This is a genomic window from Nostoc sp. LPT (assembly GCF_017115165.1).
Lineage (GTDB): Bacteria > Cyanobacteriota > Cyanobacteriia > Cyanobacteriales > Nostocaceae > Nostoc.
On record NZ_JABXKF010000032.1, the window covers coordinates 44,418 to 58,672 of the forward strand.

Below are 14,255 nucleotides of genomic sequence, written 5' to 3' on the forward strand. Positions count from 1 at the left end.
ACGAAAAGCTTGATTTATTGTTGAGAGGTAGGGAGGAGTGTAACGGTTACATCTTTTCAAAAAACAGACTCTACTTTTACACAGGCTCTACTGTCACAGTGTAATTGGTATTGTTAGTATTGAGGAAGGACGCAACCCTTGCATAGTAAGTGTCTGGAGTTAAGTTACTAGTAATCGCATCCGATGTAGTCCCACTATTAACGGAAGAACCAAGGAAAACTTGATTGCTATTATACAGTGTGAGATCGGCATCTGCTGCTAGATTGTCAATTCGCACTCTATAATTTCCGCCTTCGCTGACACTAAATTTGTAGTAATCGAATTGATCGCTGCTGCCAACAAAATCATTTTGGGATCTGGAAATGTTGCTACCAAACTCACATATATTTAGCCGTCAAGCCTGAAGCTTAACAACTCAAGCTGAAGCATCTCTTATTCATTTTCAATAAAAATCTAATTTTAGCGATAATACTAAGAGCTAATTGGTCAAGTATATCTGACTGAAACTTCAGTGTTCAAGTTAGTATTGACAAATTACCTATAATTAATAATTATTACTTTTTGTTAGCAAGCAACTTTTGGTCTGTATCTTCGATTTCTAAAAGTTCTGGAATAGTCACAAAGCGATAGCCTTGCTTTTTAAAGTTGCTAATAATTTCTGGTAAAGCTTGCACAGTTCTGGAACGATTACCACCACCATCATGCATTAACACAATCCCACCAGGTTTAGAATCTTTAATCACGTTATTGATCAACTTTGGTACAGTTGGTAACTTGTAGTCTGTGGAATCAGCCGACCACATCACCACAGCATACTTTTGTCCTTTAGCATAACCAGCTAATCCATTGTGTAGCATGCCACCAGGCGGTCGGAACAGATTTGTTTTGACACCTGTAACTTGATAAATTAAGTCTGTTGTGCGCTCAATTTCAAAAGCAGCTGCTTGTTGATTAAAGAAGTGATACCAGTGATGCCAAGTATGGTTGGCAATGACGTGACCTTGAGCGACAATCTGCTTTCCTAACTCTGGATAATTTTTTAGATTCTGCCCGACTACAAAAAACGTCCCTTTGATATTATTTGATTTCAGAATACTTAGCACTTGCTCTGTTGTCTGAGGCCAAGGGCCATCATCAAAGGTGAGAGCAATCACTTTCTCACCCTGAGTAAGCTTTGCAGCCTTAATGATTTCCCCTTGAAAACGTGATGGTATAGGGTAGGCTATACCCTTTGTTTGTGCTTCTTGCTGCCAACTTGTAAGCATCGTCGCCTTTAATTTCTCAATGCGCTGCTGAGTTCCTACGTTTGCAGATACATCCTTAATATTTATACTTGGTCTACTCTGAGCCTCTGAAGCATTTGGTCTTAGAAGCATCATAAAAGCAAGACTAAAAACACCACCTAAAGCAAGTAGCGCAATTAATATTCCTTCTGGCCACAGAAACGACTTATTGTTTTCCACCTCAAAGCTCCTTCAAAGATCGAACCATCACCACGGTTATGACGGTACGTTATAGCACATTTTTATTAGATATTTAGATACCAGCTGCTTTCTGGTAATCATGAAAATTGGTATTGGTACTAACGAGAATTCAGAATTGATAAGACAGACTATATTGCTTTAACTGAAATCTATATGCTCTAGATTTGGACAGCGTTGAATATACAATACTTGGTACTGTTTAATTTCAACCTAGTCATAAAAGGTAAGCTCTGCCCTTCCACATTATTACCGCTAGCTCTAAGAAGGAGAGGAACACAATCAGATAATTAACCACACCCCAAAATCCTCTTAAATAGGAGTTATGAATTAGTTGCTGTTTTTCAGTTCACCGTTAAGGCAGCATTATCCTTTGAAGTTTTATAGATTTTCAAATAAGATCAACTAAGCTGTCATACCGACAATTTGCACTTTTAGCAGACTGAAGTTTTTTTTAGCCAGACTTTCTGACAGTAAAACTGTATAATTTATAACTTAAGTGAATTGTTTGATTAACATACAAAACTACTTACAAGGGCGGGTTGTCTTTAAAAAAAGAGTCTGGTAAACTATTAGTTCTATTCTTGATAGGATATATTTTACTGCCTGTTGCCATTATTTCTTTTTTAAGAAAAAGTTAAATTTTCAACTAACAGAATGTTACCTTGTACTTTCTATGAAATAGACCAGACGAAAATTGATTCAATATAGTTTCTCATTGCCAAGGGGCATTTATTCTTTAAATCTAGTCATCTTTGACTGATTCAGCAAAAATAATTCTATCAGCAGCTTACTTCTCTTTCGGATGCTGATACTTTAGCCGAAATTGCTAGCTAGTAGCTTTCTGTCTGTGAATGTTTTTCTCGATAATTAAGTATGTTTATATCTTAATTAATAGTACAGTTTAATATGCACTGTCACCGTGTAATTACGGAAATTAATTTCGTATATATAGGCAAGTGATTAAAATGAGAATAGGATGACATCTATCCATTGAAGCATTAAAGTCTATATTTAATATTGAAAAGTAGTATTTTTTACTAAAAACCCTTATTCAACTATATTTCTGCATTTAAAAATATATTTACATTTTGACTAATTTTATGTAATATCACTTAATAATACAGACCAAAATATATTTTCTTGCAACTTGACCTCCAGCAAAACTACCCTCTGCCTTTTTTCAGTAAAGTGAGGTAGATACTGTCAAACATGGGGTAGACTATTTTGCGACTCTACGACCAATTTTCTGTTTAAAGAAAAAACCTACTGGTTGTATCCCTCTAGCAGTCTGTAACTAGCTTCTTTTGCAGAAAGAGACAAAACTTACGATTATCTCATAACTTGCCTTATAATTACAGCAATTAGAATTTTTATTTTTAATTATCTATTTAGCAATCCTAATTATTAGCTTATATTATCTTAGACAAGTCATAGTTTATTTACAGCACTTCTGCTCATCTTTGGTAAATGGATAAGTGTATTATTTAATGTCTGTATAGGTTGACCCTAAACCCTGTTTTCCTATTAATATACCTTTTGAGTCAAAATAATCAAGGTATTTGTCTCACTTCTGAAACTGGCTAGAAACTTTTATGATTCCTCACGAAAGTGATGCAAAAGAAGAGCGTGCGTCGTTAAAAGTATGGCGTAGTTGGCAAGAAAATCTGATTTTAATTGCGATCGCACTAGGTTTGGCATTCTTAATCAGGACTTTTATCGCCGAACCGCGCTATATACCTTCTGACTCAATGTTACCAACCTTACATACTGGCGATCGCTTGGTAGTTGAAAAAATCTCCTACCATTTTCACCCTCCCATAACTGGAGATATTATTGTTTTTCAGCCACCCGCAGAATTACAACGTCGAGGATATCCCAAAGACCAAGCGTTCATCAAGCGAGTTATTGGCCAGCCGGGTGAGGTAATTAGTGTTGCTTCTGGCAAAGTCTACCTCAACGGTCAACCCTTGGCAGAAGACTACATCGCTGAACCTCCAAATCAGCCATATCTACCAGTAAAAGTCCCAGAAGACAAATTTTTCGTTATGGGAGATAATCGCAACGATAGTAATGATTCTCGCTATTGGGGCTTTTTACCCAGAAAAAATGTCATCGGTCGAGCAACGTTTCGCTTTTGGCCTCTTGATCGCATTGGGTTCATTTAATCAATTTTGGATTTTAGATTTTCTTTCCATCCAAAATTCCAAATTTCCAGAGTTAGAAGTTATTTTAAAACTTCTAACTTTTAATTTAAAACCTCAAATAATACATCATCTGAGCGATCGCATCACCAGTTAACTCTAACCGCCGTTGGAAATCAGCCAGGTTACGGTAAGGCCCGGCTGATTGCCGATTTTGCACTACTGTTTCCGCCAAAGACAAATCTATAAATGGAATTTGTGCTAATTTTTCAACGGTTGCTGTATTTGGGTTGACTAAATAGGTAGGATTTTCTAAAGATTCGTGGTCATAGTAAATAAAATTCAGCAAAGGCTTTAATGGTTCTAGGCGCGGCGCTGGTATACCCAAAGCCGCAGCGATATCTTCAATACAGTAAAATTTCACACCCGAATGTGAAAGTTCCACAAGCGATCGCGCTTGGTGAATTGACAAACCTGGTAGGCGTAACCAATCATCTACAGTGGCTTGATTAGCATCAATGCGGATACCTAATTGAGCCGCTATCTGAATTTCTTCCCCAGATTGTAGGCGATAGTAGGGATCGTTGAGGAGCTTGGCGCGGAGTTTTTGCAGTCTGGAATTTAAAGGTAGCCAGTTATTCATGATTGTCGCTTACCTCAAGAAATCTGGTCTAGCAATTGGCGGCGCTTTTGTTCAAATTCATACTCTGAAATCAGTCCATCCTGGCGCAGAGCATCTAATTCCCGCATTGCGTCAGCGATCGCTCCTACCTGATTAATCGCTTTTTGTGAGTTCCTTGCCGCTGACTTGCCTAGATTAAAGTTACGATCAAAAGCTTCTTCGTCTTGGGCTAAATACCAAACTCCCTCAATCGCACTAGCTACCTTGGGGATAGGCGTCCAGGAAAGCAACACATACAAAACACCCCACAAAGGCTGTCCCAGGTAGAATTTATGTAATCCTGAAATTGTCAGCGTGCCAGAAAAAGCTAAAACAGCAGCAACACTTCGACTTTTGCGCTTGGTCAACATATTTCTAATAAATATACGAATACCACAGTTCCTACAATAAGACAGCCAAAAGGCACAGAAACAATTCAAAACTCAATCATTCAAAATTCCATAAGTTCGCGTAGCGTCTCGTAGAGAAGAAAAGTAATTTAGTAAACATCCTGGCTATATTGCTAAATTTATAATCACTAGTCACCATATAAATTCATTTTAGTCAACTACCCTGTCTTGCCCTTCGGACTTTCAGACTTTTGGGTGGTAAGTCCCACAATTTAATAAATATTTGAAGAAATTTGAGTAAGTTTCACATGACTGTGCATTGAGCTTTGATGCTAATTTTAAGTTTTTAATGGATTTAGATTACTACGATGTCACAGACCTTCCTACCGCCAGAATGGTTTAAACAGCTTTGTGATCCTTACGCTGTGCTAGGAATTTCTGTGAGTGCTGACGATCGCCAGATTTTTAAACGCTATCACACTTTAGCGAAACTCCTACATCCCGATCGCTATGCTAAAAGCTGCAATCCAGACCAAGAATTGGCAACGGCAATACTTAGCTATTTAATCAATCCAGCTTACGAACAACTCAAACATCGACACAAGCGCTTGATTGCTATAGCCATGTTGCGATCAGACGCAAGAGTATTACAGCAGCAAGCTTTGTGTGGGCAAAGTGCCATAGCTGAAGAAATTATGGAAATGTCACCACCCCAAGCAGAATTGTTTTATGAAGAAGCGATCGCCTCCTATGCAGAAGCTCAATACAAATCACTCCATCAGTTTTATCAAGTTACGCAACAAATTAGTATACTAAACTTAGTTTATTTACAGTTGCATAAACCTGACCTGTTTCTACCGCAAAAAGTTGTTCCCATCATCCCTGAAGTAGAAGTCAAGCCAGTTGAATTGACATTAAATGAAAAAACTAATGTCAAACCAGTTTTGACAAACTACGCCCAACGTCACTACCAGCGAGCGATTGAGTACGTCAGACTAGCCAATTGGGCTTTAGCCGTGCAAGAACTGCGCGATGCCATCAAGTTAGAGCCAAATAACAGCGACTATTATGCGTTATTAGGTTTAGTACATCTAAAACAGAAATTTATCGGGATGGCTAGGGTTTACATCCGTCAGGCATTAAAACTTAACCCGCAAGATTTACTAGCTCAAAAATACGCTACCAGATTAAAAATTGAACCGGGTGAAAACACCAATCCTAAATCAATGGCTAAAGCTCTGAGTATTGCGGCTTTATTAAGTCGATTTAACAAGGGAAAACGTTCTCAAGTCAAGTGTTGAAATTTCGGTAACAAACCGTACTAAAACCGAAGCTTCGTGACTAGATTACTCCCCTAGACTAAAATAATAAATAGAAGTAAAGCTATTAAGCTACTGAGTCTGGGCACTCAGTTTAATATAAGCAATATGGGATTCTTCGATTCTGAAATAGTTCAACAAGAAGCAAAACAGCTGTTTGAGGATTATCAAGCGCTGATCAAGCTTGGCAACAGCTACGGCAAATTTGACCGCGACGGCAAAAAGCTGTTTATTGAGCAAATGGAAGCGATGATGGATCGGTATCGCATCTTTATGAAGCGCTTCGAGCTATCAGAAGATTTCATGGCACAAATGACAGTAGAACAACTGAAAACGCAATTAGGTCAGTTCGGTGTCACCCCGCAACAAATGTTTGACCAAATGCACCTCACTTTAGAACGGATGAAAGCCGAGCTAGAAAAACAGCCCTAGTCAATTTTAGATTTTGTGGAAAGTCAGATCGCCCGCAGTCGGCACTCCAACTTTCCAAGCCAGATTTTGGATTCATTGGCAATCCAAAATTCAAAATCTAAAACTAAATTATTGTGACTTGGGACGAGAAAACTGCGAAGGTGGCTTGAAGTTTTCTACAGGTACGTTCTTGAGTGCCTTCTCCATAAAATCTTTCCAAATGGGAGCGACCATCACACCACCTGTGGCATGGTCAGCTAATTGTCTGTTGTCATCTCTCCCTACCCAGACAGCAGTTGTCAACTGTGGCACAGTACCAACAAACCAAATATCTTTTTCTGATGATGTTGTTCCCGTTTTTCCTGCGGCTGGGCGACCGAGAGCAGCACCTTTACCTGTACCTTCAGTGATTACCGATCGCATCACATCTAGAATTGCTGCTGATGCCCAAGGATCGAGAACTAACTGCGGTTTAGGCGTGTTATCTAGCAACACGTTACCACTACTATCGGTAACACGAGCAATTACAGTTGGTGGAGATTGCCAGCCATAATTAGCAAAAGTAGCATAGGCACTAGCCATTTCCAGAGGTGTAACACCAATTGCCCCAAGTGGTAAGGAAGTCACAGGTTCCATTGGACTCATAATGCCCAAGGTACGACAGGTTTCTATGACTCTATTCATCCCTACAGCCTTACCAATCTTGATGACCGGAATGTTGCGCGATTGGGCTAAAGCTCTACGGATTGGCATAGCTCCGCTAAAACCGCCATCATAATTTCTGGGAAAGTACCAACCGTTACCATCTCGATAGCTAACTGGAGCATCTACCACCGTTGAGTCTGGCCCATATTTACCAGTAGCAAAAGCAGTGTAGTATACAAACGGTTTAAAAGAAGATCCAGGCTGGCGCTGAGATTGAGTTGCACGATTAAACTCACTGGTCTTAGGATCTATACCACCCACCAGTGCTTTGATAAAATGTGTGCGCGGATCTATTGCCACCAAGGCCATTTGATTCTTAGATAATCCTTGCCCCAGAAGTGTTTTATGCCACTTAGTAACAGTTTCCTCTGCCATGATTTGGAAGTTGGCATCAACTGTAGTTTGCACCCGCATCCCGCCTTTAAGTAGTGTCTCACGCCCAAACTTTTTAGCCAACTCCTGCGCTACAGTATTGGTTACATAAGGTAGAGCACTACCTTGAAAGGATTTAATTCTCCCAAGTTTGATTTCTTGCTTGAGGGCATTGTCGTATTCTGACTGGCTGATCCAGTTCAAATCCAGCATCCGTTTCAGCACTTCTTTTTGTTTCTGTTTTGCCAGCTTCATGCTCACAAACGGGCTGAATTCTTCTGGTGCTTGGATCAAACCCGCCATCATTGCTGACTCACCCAAGCTTAAATATTCTGATGACTTATTAAAGTAACTGCGGGCTGCCGTTTGTACACCATAATTGTTATGACCCCAATAAACTTGATTGAGGTACATTTCTAAAATTTGGTCTTTAGTGAGAATTTGCTCTAACCGGATTGCTAGCACCCCCTCTGCTAACTTGCGGGTAAAGGCACGCTTGCGAGACAAAAATAGATTTTTTACCAATTGCATGGTGACAGTAGAGCCACCCTCTTTGACTCCACCTGCTGCTGCGTTAACTACTACAGCACGCCCAACGCCGACGGGGTTAATACCGTGGTGATCGTAAAAGTGGCTATCTTCACTTGCCAACACTGCCCGTTTTAAATTCGGCGAAATTCTGTCTAGAGGTACAACTTCCCGGTTGGCTTCCCCGTGAATACTCGTTAAGAGTTTGCCCTTAAGGTCATAAATGTAAGTCGTTTCTGAGGGAAAGAAGTTACGTAGCTGTCTCACATCTGGCAAATTACGGAAACTGATGGCTAAACCAACCAGTCCTCCGGCTACAATGGAACTTGCCAGCATGGTGATTGAGAGGAGAGTACCGCCAGTTACCTGACCGACTCCTTTCAAAAACTCAAAACCTGATGAAGCCCGACGCTGTGGCTGTTTATCTTCAAAAGTCCTAGACGACGACACGGCTATTTCACTTCCTCACTTGTAAATTTAACTGTAATTGATTGGGTGAAGCAAGGCGGTTAGTTTTTTGCAATTATAGTAGTTTGGCAGATAAGAAAGTGGATAAATTGCCAGTGAATATAACCAACTTAACTTCTAGTGTGCAAAACATAGCTAATAATGAATCTCTTCGGATGACGCAAGATATGAATTGTTTGCGTCGTGGTGTAGTAGAAGTATTCCCACAATCAGATGATGTTAACAGCGAAAGTTTAGAAAGGCTCTTACTAACTACACAACAACCTTTAAGGGTCAAATTAGGGATTGACCCTACAGGTACTGATATTCATCTTGGTCATAGCATACCAGTACGAAAACTGCGAGGATTTCAAGATGCAGGTCATACAGCAGTTTTAATTATTGGCGATTTTACAGCACGTATTGGCGATCCAACTGGTAAATCTGAAGTGCGTCGTCAGCTTACAGAAGCAGATGTAGCTAAAAATGCTCAGACTTATTTAGATCAAGTACGTCCTATCTTGGATTTTGACACACCAGGAAGGTTAGAGGTGCGCTATAACTCCGAATGGCTCTCTGGGTTAAACTTAGAGAAAATTTTGGAGTTACTCTCCACGATGACGGTGGGACAGATGTTAGCGAAGGAAGGATTTGCCGATCGCTATAAAAAAGAGAATCCGATTTTTATCCATGAGTTCCTGTACCCGTTAATGCAAGGTTTTGATTCCGTTGCCGTTGAGGCAGATGTGGAATTGGGAGGGACTGATCAGAAATTTAACCTTGCTGTGGGCAGAGATTTGCAGCGCCATTTTGGTCAAAAGCCCCAATTTGGTATGCTGCTGCCAATTTTGATTGGCACGGATGGCGTGCAAAAAATGTCTAAGTCTTTAGGTAATTATATCGGATTGTCAGAACACCCAGGACAAAAGTATCAAAAGTTGCAAGGAGTTCCCGATAATCTACTAGAACAGTATTTTGAACTGTTGACAGATTTACCTTTGGATCAACTGCCAGAAAATCCCCGCGATCGCCAAACACTCTTAGCATGGGAAGTTGTTAAACAGTACCACGGTGAAACCGCAGCCCAAGAAGCAAAAGTTGCAGCCCAAAGCGGCGGCAAAGAAGGTGCTGTTCCAGAATTTTCTCTAGCTGGCGTGCAGCAATTTCCTACTAAGTTAGCGTATATTCTCAATGTCACTGGCTTGTGCAAAAGTACCGGGGAAGGAAAGCGGAAAATTCAAGAAGGTGGAGTACGCCTAGATGGCGATCGCATCACTGATGCTGACACCACTTTCGATGCTCCTAGTGAATTACACGGTAAAGTTTTACAAGTTGGGAAAAATAAGTTTGTGCGCTTAGTACCCTAAATTGGGAGTGAGAATGAAAAAACTAATGACAAATGACCAATGACCAATGACAAAATAATTGTGGCTTTAGATGTGCCGGATGAACAAGCTGCGATCGCTCTTATAGATCGGCTACCGCAAGTGGTTTGGTGGAAAGTCGGTTTAGAGTTGTTTACTAGCACTGGCCCGATAATTCTGGAAGTGTTAAAGTCTCGCCAAAAGCGCATTTTCTTGGATTTAAAGTTTGATGATATTCCTAATACCGTTGCTGGTGCTTGCCGGAGTGCAGCTAGATACGGAGTGGATTTACTGACAATTCATGCTACTGCTGGTAGAGATGCCCTGAAAGCCGCAACTGAGGCGGCACAGTCAGGGGCTGCAAAAGCAGGTGTACAGCCACCAAAGTTAATTGCTATTACCCTGCTGACGAGCATTTCTGCTCGGCAGTTGGCATTTGATTTAAAAATACCTCTAGAATTGCCAGAATATGCTCTAGAAATGGCACTGCTGGCTCAAGAATCTGGTTTGGATGGGGTAGTTTGTTCGCCTCAAGAGGTGGCACAGCTACGACAAACTTGTGGAGATGACTTTTTGCTTGTTTGTCCGGGGGTTAGACCAACTTGGGCAGACAAAGGCGATCAAAAGCGATCGCTCACTCCAGTCCAAGCCATTAAAGCCGGTGCAGATTATCTAGTGATTGGTCGTCCCATCACCGCTACTACTGAGCCTGAGTTAGCCTGGAAGCGGATTTCTGAGGAGTTAATCACGGTGGCATGAAGCTAAGAGTCAGTGAGAAACTCAGAGTGGAGGGTGTAGAGGAGAACAATCTCGCTTCTTCGCTCAGTCAGAAAAATTATAGTTTCCTGTTTGCTTGTGGCTTCTGGGTTGTAGTTTCAAATAGCTTTGCTTACCCAGCCTTCTCGATAAACCCCACTCCTAAACCCTCAGCGCTAGCAGAAAGGGAAAATGTTAACAGTGATGCGAGTTCTTTGTGTTCTGAGCAAAATTTAGAAACATTAACTATACAGCTACTGCAAAAATTACCTAGTTATACCAATCGCGCTAGTCAACGCGCCCGCCGCCTCAGTAGAAGCAGTCAAGTTTACAGTTATATGTTAGTGGCAGGAAGACCTGAGTTTACTCCTCTGCCCCTTAACCTTGAAGAATATAGTGCAGATGCGTCTAAAAGTGCTGCATCAGGAGTTGAGCAAGTTTTCTTTACTACCTTGGAGCGGCAGTACATAGATAAGAAAGCTGTAGAATTGCAAGAATTTCACTGGCTGTTATTGACTAAAACTAAAAATGGTTGGCAACTAGTGATGATGTTTTCTCAAGTTGGTTCCTATTTACAACAGCAGCCATTATCTCCACCACGAGATAGTAGTAACGGTACTGTTGCCCAAGGGGTTAAAGCTTGGTTGCGCGATTGTGAAGCTGGAAGTTTACGTCAATAAAACCTAATTCCCAATCTTCGTAAATTAGAAGAATATTAACGTCAGTTCGGGTTAAGGAGGTTTATTTAACTTTAACAGTCTGAAACGACACAAGTACGTTAATATATCCCAAAATCAAGCAACGGTATAATAAGGGTTTCAGCTTATCCCGAACTCAGGTTATGTAATAAATCAAGTAAGATTTTGAAAAAGCTATGCTAGATCAGATGTTGATTGGTCGCTACGAAATTCAAAAACAACTGGGTAAAAATTCCGGCCGTCAAACTGTGCTGGCTATCGATCATCAAACTCAAGAGTTAGTTGTAATTAAGCTACTGACATTTAATGAAGACTTTGAATGGCAATCCTTAAAACTTTTTGAACGAGAAGCAGAAGTTTTAAAATCATTGGATCACCCCGCTATTCCTCGTTATCTCAACTACTTTGAGATTGAGCGGGGTTTTGCCCTAGTTCAAAGCTATATCAATGCTAGGTCACTTGAAGAACACGTCCAAGCGGGTAGAACTTTTAAAGAATTTTCAGTCAAACAGATTGCTATAGATATCTTAGAAATCCTTACTTATCTTCATAGTCGGCTACCTCCCGTCATTCACCGAGATATAAAACCTAGTAATATTCTTTTAACTGAGCAAACAGAGTACAGTTCTGCTAAGGTGTATCTGATAGATTTTGGCTCTGTTCAAACTGCTGTTAACATCCCTCAAGGAACAATCACGATAGTTGGAACTTACGGTTATATGCCGATGGAACAATTTGGTGGACAAACTGTTCCTGCATCCGATATTTACAGTTTAGGGGCAACTTTGATTTATCTAGTAACTGGGCGACATCCAACAGAGTTACCCCAAGATGATGGACGGATTGCTTATGAGCAAATAGTCAGTCTCAGCCCTGCGTTGGCTAATTGGCTACAGTTAATGACTGAACCGAGCTTAAAACGACGACTAAAATCGGCTAAGGTAGCATTGGACGTACTGGAGCAGGTTAAAAAATCACGTTTGGTTAGTCAATGGGAGGGTGAAGGTAGAGAAAAGGTTTTAAGGTGGTACATACACGAATAAAGTAGTTGTGCCGCTTCGGTTATCGTGTTGGCACTAGTATAAAAGCTATTTGTTTAGTTTATGTATTTATTCAATAGCAAATACAGTAAACCACATTTAATTTGAAATGTGGGTATTGTTGAAAGCTGTAATTACATTCAGTATTAATCAATAACTGAAGTGATGTTTGCTGACATCTTTCTAATTAATGATCGCCAGATAATACTTGCTATAAGAAAATGATAACCTTTTACTATTTTAATATCCCAAAATTGAAATTAAAAAAATACTTAGTACCACAAAATATTTATGCAATAGTTCTAATATCTAAAAATACCTACTTAAATTCTTTAGAAAGAAGATTATCACTTGTGGTTAAAAACTACATTGAAATAATTGCAATAAAGAGATTTAGAACATCTTGATTAGGATCGTTTGATTGAGGAGATTGAAAGATTGGGTAATGAACAATAACACAAATTTGAAAGTTATTTACTTCCTTTGAAATGCTCTTACGCGGCATAGCCCCTTGTTAAAGGTAAGCTAACTTTTTACAACACGGCGTAAATAAATTACCCATTTCAAATCAGTAAAATGCTTACTCTGTATTCATTTTGAATTTTGTTCGCGAGTCCGCAAGCGTCATTGTAAATTTTGAATTCGCCTCTTGCGGTACTAGTTATTTTCATAGAAGATACATCACCTAACTAGCTCGTATCAGTATAATTTTACCTGTATCTTTAGGAAGATTTTTAGGAAAAATAGCTAATATATAGCTAAAAGAAGCAGACATTATTTAAAAACGCAGATTGGCTTGAATTTAAGCGTTGTAACTCCCGTTTTTTGGCGATAACATGGAAAGAAGTTTATTTCAAGCTTTATCAAACCGCCTTTAGCGTCAGTTTTTTATGGACATTCAGTTAATTAACATCGGCTTTGGTAACATCGTGTCTGCCAACCGAGTAGTTGCCATTGTCAGTCCAGAGTCTGCCCCGATTAAGCGGATTATTACCGATGCACGGGATAGAGGTCAACTGATTGATGCAACTTATGGTCGTCGCACTAGAGCTGTAATTATCACCGATTCCAGCCACGTAATTCTCTCAGCAATTCAGCCGGAAACGGTAGCGAATCGCTTTGTAATCTCTCGCGATCATCAAACTGTAGATAATTGACTAGCAGTGGGTTTTTCCCACTCCTCTTTGTACCTTATCGGTAGTACCATGTGAATTAGACAAATTTTCTGTCACTCTTGCTACAAATTCTTTAGTCACTAGTGGACTAGACCAGGAACACAAGACTAATGAATAATATGTATTGATTGATTCACAGGTTGAAGGGATAATGCCAGTTTTACCCATCCAGAGTAGTGCTACTACTGAAGAATGCTTACATTTAGGCAAGTTAATTGTTTTAACTGGCCCCAGTGGGGTTGGTAAAGGCACTTTAATGCGATCGCTCCTAGAGCGTCATCCAAAACTCTATTATTCTGTATCTGTAACAACTCGTTCTCCCCGTCCAGGGGAAATCGATGGCAAAAGTTATTACTTCATCAGCCACAGTAAGTTTGAACAATTAGTTGCTGAAGGTAAATTTTTAGAATGGGCAGAATTTGCTGGTAACTATTACGGCACTCCCCGTGAAGCTGTACTTAACCAAATTAATTCTGGTAAGTTGGTGGTGCTGGAAATTGAACTAGAAGGGGCAAGACAAATTCGTGCTTCCTTTCCCAGTGCCCTCAGGATTTTTATTTTACCGCCTTCCTTTGATGAATTAGAGAAACGAATACGCTTTCGTGCCCAAGACTCTGAAGAAGCGATCGCCCGCCGTCTGCTCCGCGCCCAAGAAGAAATTCAAGCCGCAGATGAATTTGATATTAAAATCGTTAATGACGATTTTGAAACTGCTTTAAATGATATTGAAGCAGTTTTGTTTAAATAAATTAGGAGTTAAGAGTTAGAAGTTATGAATTATTTAAACTCCTAACTCCTAACTCC

General features: G+C 40.0%; 13 protein-coding genes and 1 pseudogene. 9 read left to right on the top strand and 5 right to left on the bottom strand.

From position 1 onward, the window contains the following. Positions 1 to 76: 76 nt before the first annotated feature. Both HWQ58_RS06990 and HWQ58_RS06995 read right to left on the bottom strand, forming a co-directional pair. Positions 77 to 385, bottom strand: a complete 309-nt coding sequence (locus HWQ58_RS06990) for a PPC domain-containing protein (RefSeq protein WP_366837541.1) — start codon at positions 383 to 385, stop codon at positions 77 to 79. 169 nt (positions 386 to 554) lie between these two features. Continuing rightward, positions 555 to 1,463 carry a polysaccharide deacetylase family protein gene (locus HWQ58_RS06995; protein ID WP_292859559.1) on the bottom strand — a complete coding sequence of 303 codons (909 nt, stop codon included), beginning with the start codon at positions 1,461 to 1,463 and terminating at the stop codon, positions 555 to 557. A 1,613-nt stretch (positions 1,464 to 3,076) separates the two neighbouring features. Here HWQ58_RS06995 and lepB point away from each other — a divergent pair. Next, positions 3,077 to 3,649 (top strand): signal peptidase I, encoded by a 573-nt coding sequence (gene lepB / locus HWQ58_RS07000; RefSeq protein WP_292859561.1) that lies wholly within the window; start codon positions 3,077 to 3,079, stop codon positions 3,647 to 3,649. Between the two features lie 85 nt (positions 3,650 to 3,734). Here the strand turns inward: lepB and HWQ58_RS07005 are convergent, their stop codons facing one another. Both HWQ58_RS07005 and HWQ58_RS07010 read right to left on the bottom strand, forming a co-directional pair. Beyond that, positions 3,735 to 4,268, bottom strand: a complete 534-nt coding sequence (locus tag HWQ58_RS07005) for a ComEA family DNA-binding protein (protein WP_292859563.1) — start codon at positions 4,266 to 4,268, stop codon at positions 3,735 to 3,737. 14 nt (positions 4,269 to 4,282) lie between these two features. Continuing rightward, positions 4,283 to 4,657: an NINE protein gene (locus tag HWQ58_RS07010; RefSeq protein ID WP_194042368.1), complete on the bottom strand. Its 375-nt coding sequence runs from the start codon at positions 4,655 to 4,657 to the stop codon at positions 4,283 to 4,285. A gap of 347 nt (positions 4,658 to 5,004) precedes the next feature. On the opposite strand from HWQ58_RS07010, the gene HWQ58_RS07015 reads away from it, so the two are divergent. Both HWQ58_RS07015 and HWQ58_RS07020 read left to right on the top strand, forming a co-directional pair. Continuing rightward, positions 5,005 to 5,937 carry a DnaJ domain-containing protein gene (locus tag HWQ58_RS07015; RefSeq protein ID WP_292859566.1) on the top strand — a complete coding sequence of 311 codons (933 nt, stop codon included), beginning with the start codon at positions 5,005 to 5,007 and terminating at the stop codon, positions 5,935 to 5,937. Positions 5,938 to 6,063: 126 nt separating this feature from the next. Continuing rightward, on the top strand, positions 6,064 to 6,387 hold the full coding sequence (locus HWQ58_RS07020; protein ID WP_104907522.1) for a DUF1825 family protein: 324 nt from the start codon (positions 6,064 to 6,066) through the stop codon (positions 6,385 to 6,387). Between the two features lie 108 nt (positions 6,388 to 6,495). On the opposite strand, the gene HWQ58_RS07025 is transcribed toward HWQ58_RS07020, so the two are convergent. Further along, positions 6,496 to 8,421: a transglycosylase domain-containing protein gene (locus HWQ58_RS07025; protein ID WP_292859571.1), complete on the bottom strand. Its 1,926-nt coding sequence runs from the start codon at positions 8,419 to 8,421 to the stop codon at positions 6,496 to 6,498. Between the two features lie 173 nt (positions 8,422 to 8,594). Here HWQ58_RS07025 and tyrS point away from each other — a divergent pair, with 173 nt between their 5' ends. From tyrS to gmk, 6 genes and pseudogenes are all read left to right on the top strand, one after another. Further along, on the top strand, positions 8,595 to 9,785 hold the full coding sequence (gene tyrS, locus HWQ58_RS07030; RefSeq protein ID WP_292859941.1) for a tyrosine--tRNA ligase: 1,191 nt from the start codon (positions 8,595 to 8,597) through the stop codon (positions 9,783 to 9,785). Positions 9,786 to 9,824: 39 nt separating this feature from the next. Further along, a complete protein-coding gene (pyrF, locus tag HWQ58_RS07035; protein WP_292859574.1) occupies positions 9,825 to 10,541 on the top strand; it encodes an orotidine-5'-phosphate decarboxylase in 717 nt (238 codons plus the stop codon). After that, complete coding sequence (locus HWQ58_RS07040) at positions 10,538 to 11,218, top strand: hypothetical protein (protein ID WP_292859577.1); 681 nt, start codon at positions 10,538 to 10,540, stop codon at positions 11,216 to 11,218. Before pyrF ends, HWQ58_RS07040 begins: the two co-directional genes overlap by 4 nt. Positions 11,219 to 11,412: 194 nt before the next feature. Further along, a pseudogene (locus HWQ58_RS07045) lies at positions 11,413 to 12,198 on the top strand (serine/threonine-protein kinase); the annotation flags it as partial. Between the two features lie 968 nt (positions 12,199 to 13,166). After that, positions 13,167 to 13,433, top strand: a complete 267-nt coding sequence (gene remA / locus HWQ58_RS07050; RefSeq protein ID WP_073639751.1) for an extracellular matrix/biofilm regulator RemA — start codon at positions 13,167 to 13,169, stop codon at positions 13,431 to 13,433. Between the two features lie 169 nt (positions 13,434 to 13,602). After that, complete coding sequence (gene gmk / locus HWQ58_RS07055) at positions 13,603 to 14,199, top strand: guanylate kinase (RefSeq protein ID WP_292859944.1); 597 nt, start codon at positions 13,603 to 13,605, stop codon at positions 14,197 to 14,199. Positions 14,200 to 14,255: the final 56 nt, after the last annotated feature.

What these genes read in the sequence shown, in the direction of transcription:
- HWQ58_RS07020 (WP_104907522.1), top strand. Translation starts at nt 6,064, where the DNA reads ATGGGATTCTTCGATTCTGAAATAGTTCAACAAGAAGCAAAACAGCTG.
- lepB (WP_292859561.1), top strand. Translation starts at nt 3,077, where the DNA reads ATGATTCCTCACGAAAGTGATGCAAAAGAAGAGCGTGCGTCGTTAAAA.
- HWQ58_RS07010 (WP_194042368.1), bottom strand. Translation starts at nt 4,657, where the DNA reads ATGTTGACCAAGCGCAAAAGTCGAAGTGTTGCTGCTGTTTTAGCTTTT.
- pyrF (WP_292859574.1), top strand. Translation starts at nt 9,825, where the DNA reads ATGACCAATGACAAAATAATTGTGGCTTTAGATGTGCCGGATGAACAA.
- HWQ58_RS07040 (WP_292859577.1), top strand. Translation starts at nt 10,538, where the DNA reads ATGAAGCTAAGAGTCAGTGAGAAACTCAGAGTGGAGGGTGTAGAGGAG.
- HWQ58_RS07015 (WP_292859566.1), top strand. Translation starts at nt 5,005, where the DNA reads ATGTCACAGACCTTCCTACCGCCAGAATGGTTTAAACAGCTTTGTGAT.
- HWQ58_RS07005 (WP_292859563.1), bottom strand. Translation starts at nt 4,268, where the DNA reads ATGAATAACTGGCTACCTTTAAATTCCAGACTGCAAAAACTCCGCGCC.
- gmk (WP_292859944.1), top strand. Translation starts at nt 13,603, where the DNA reads ATGCCAGTTTTACCCATCCAGAGTAGTGCTACTACTGAAGAATGCTTA.
- remA (WP_073639751.1), top strand. Translation starts at nt 13,167, where the DNA reads ATGGACATTCAGTTAATTAACATCGGCTTTGGTAACATCGTGTCTGCC.
- tyrS (WP_292859941.1), top strand. Translation starts at nt 8,595, where the DNA reads ATGACGCAAGATATGAATTGTTTGCGTCGTGGTGTAGTAGAAGTATTC.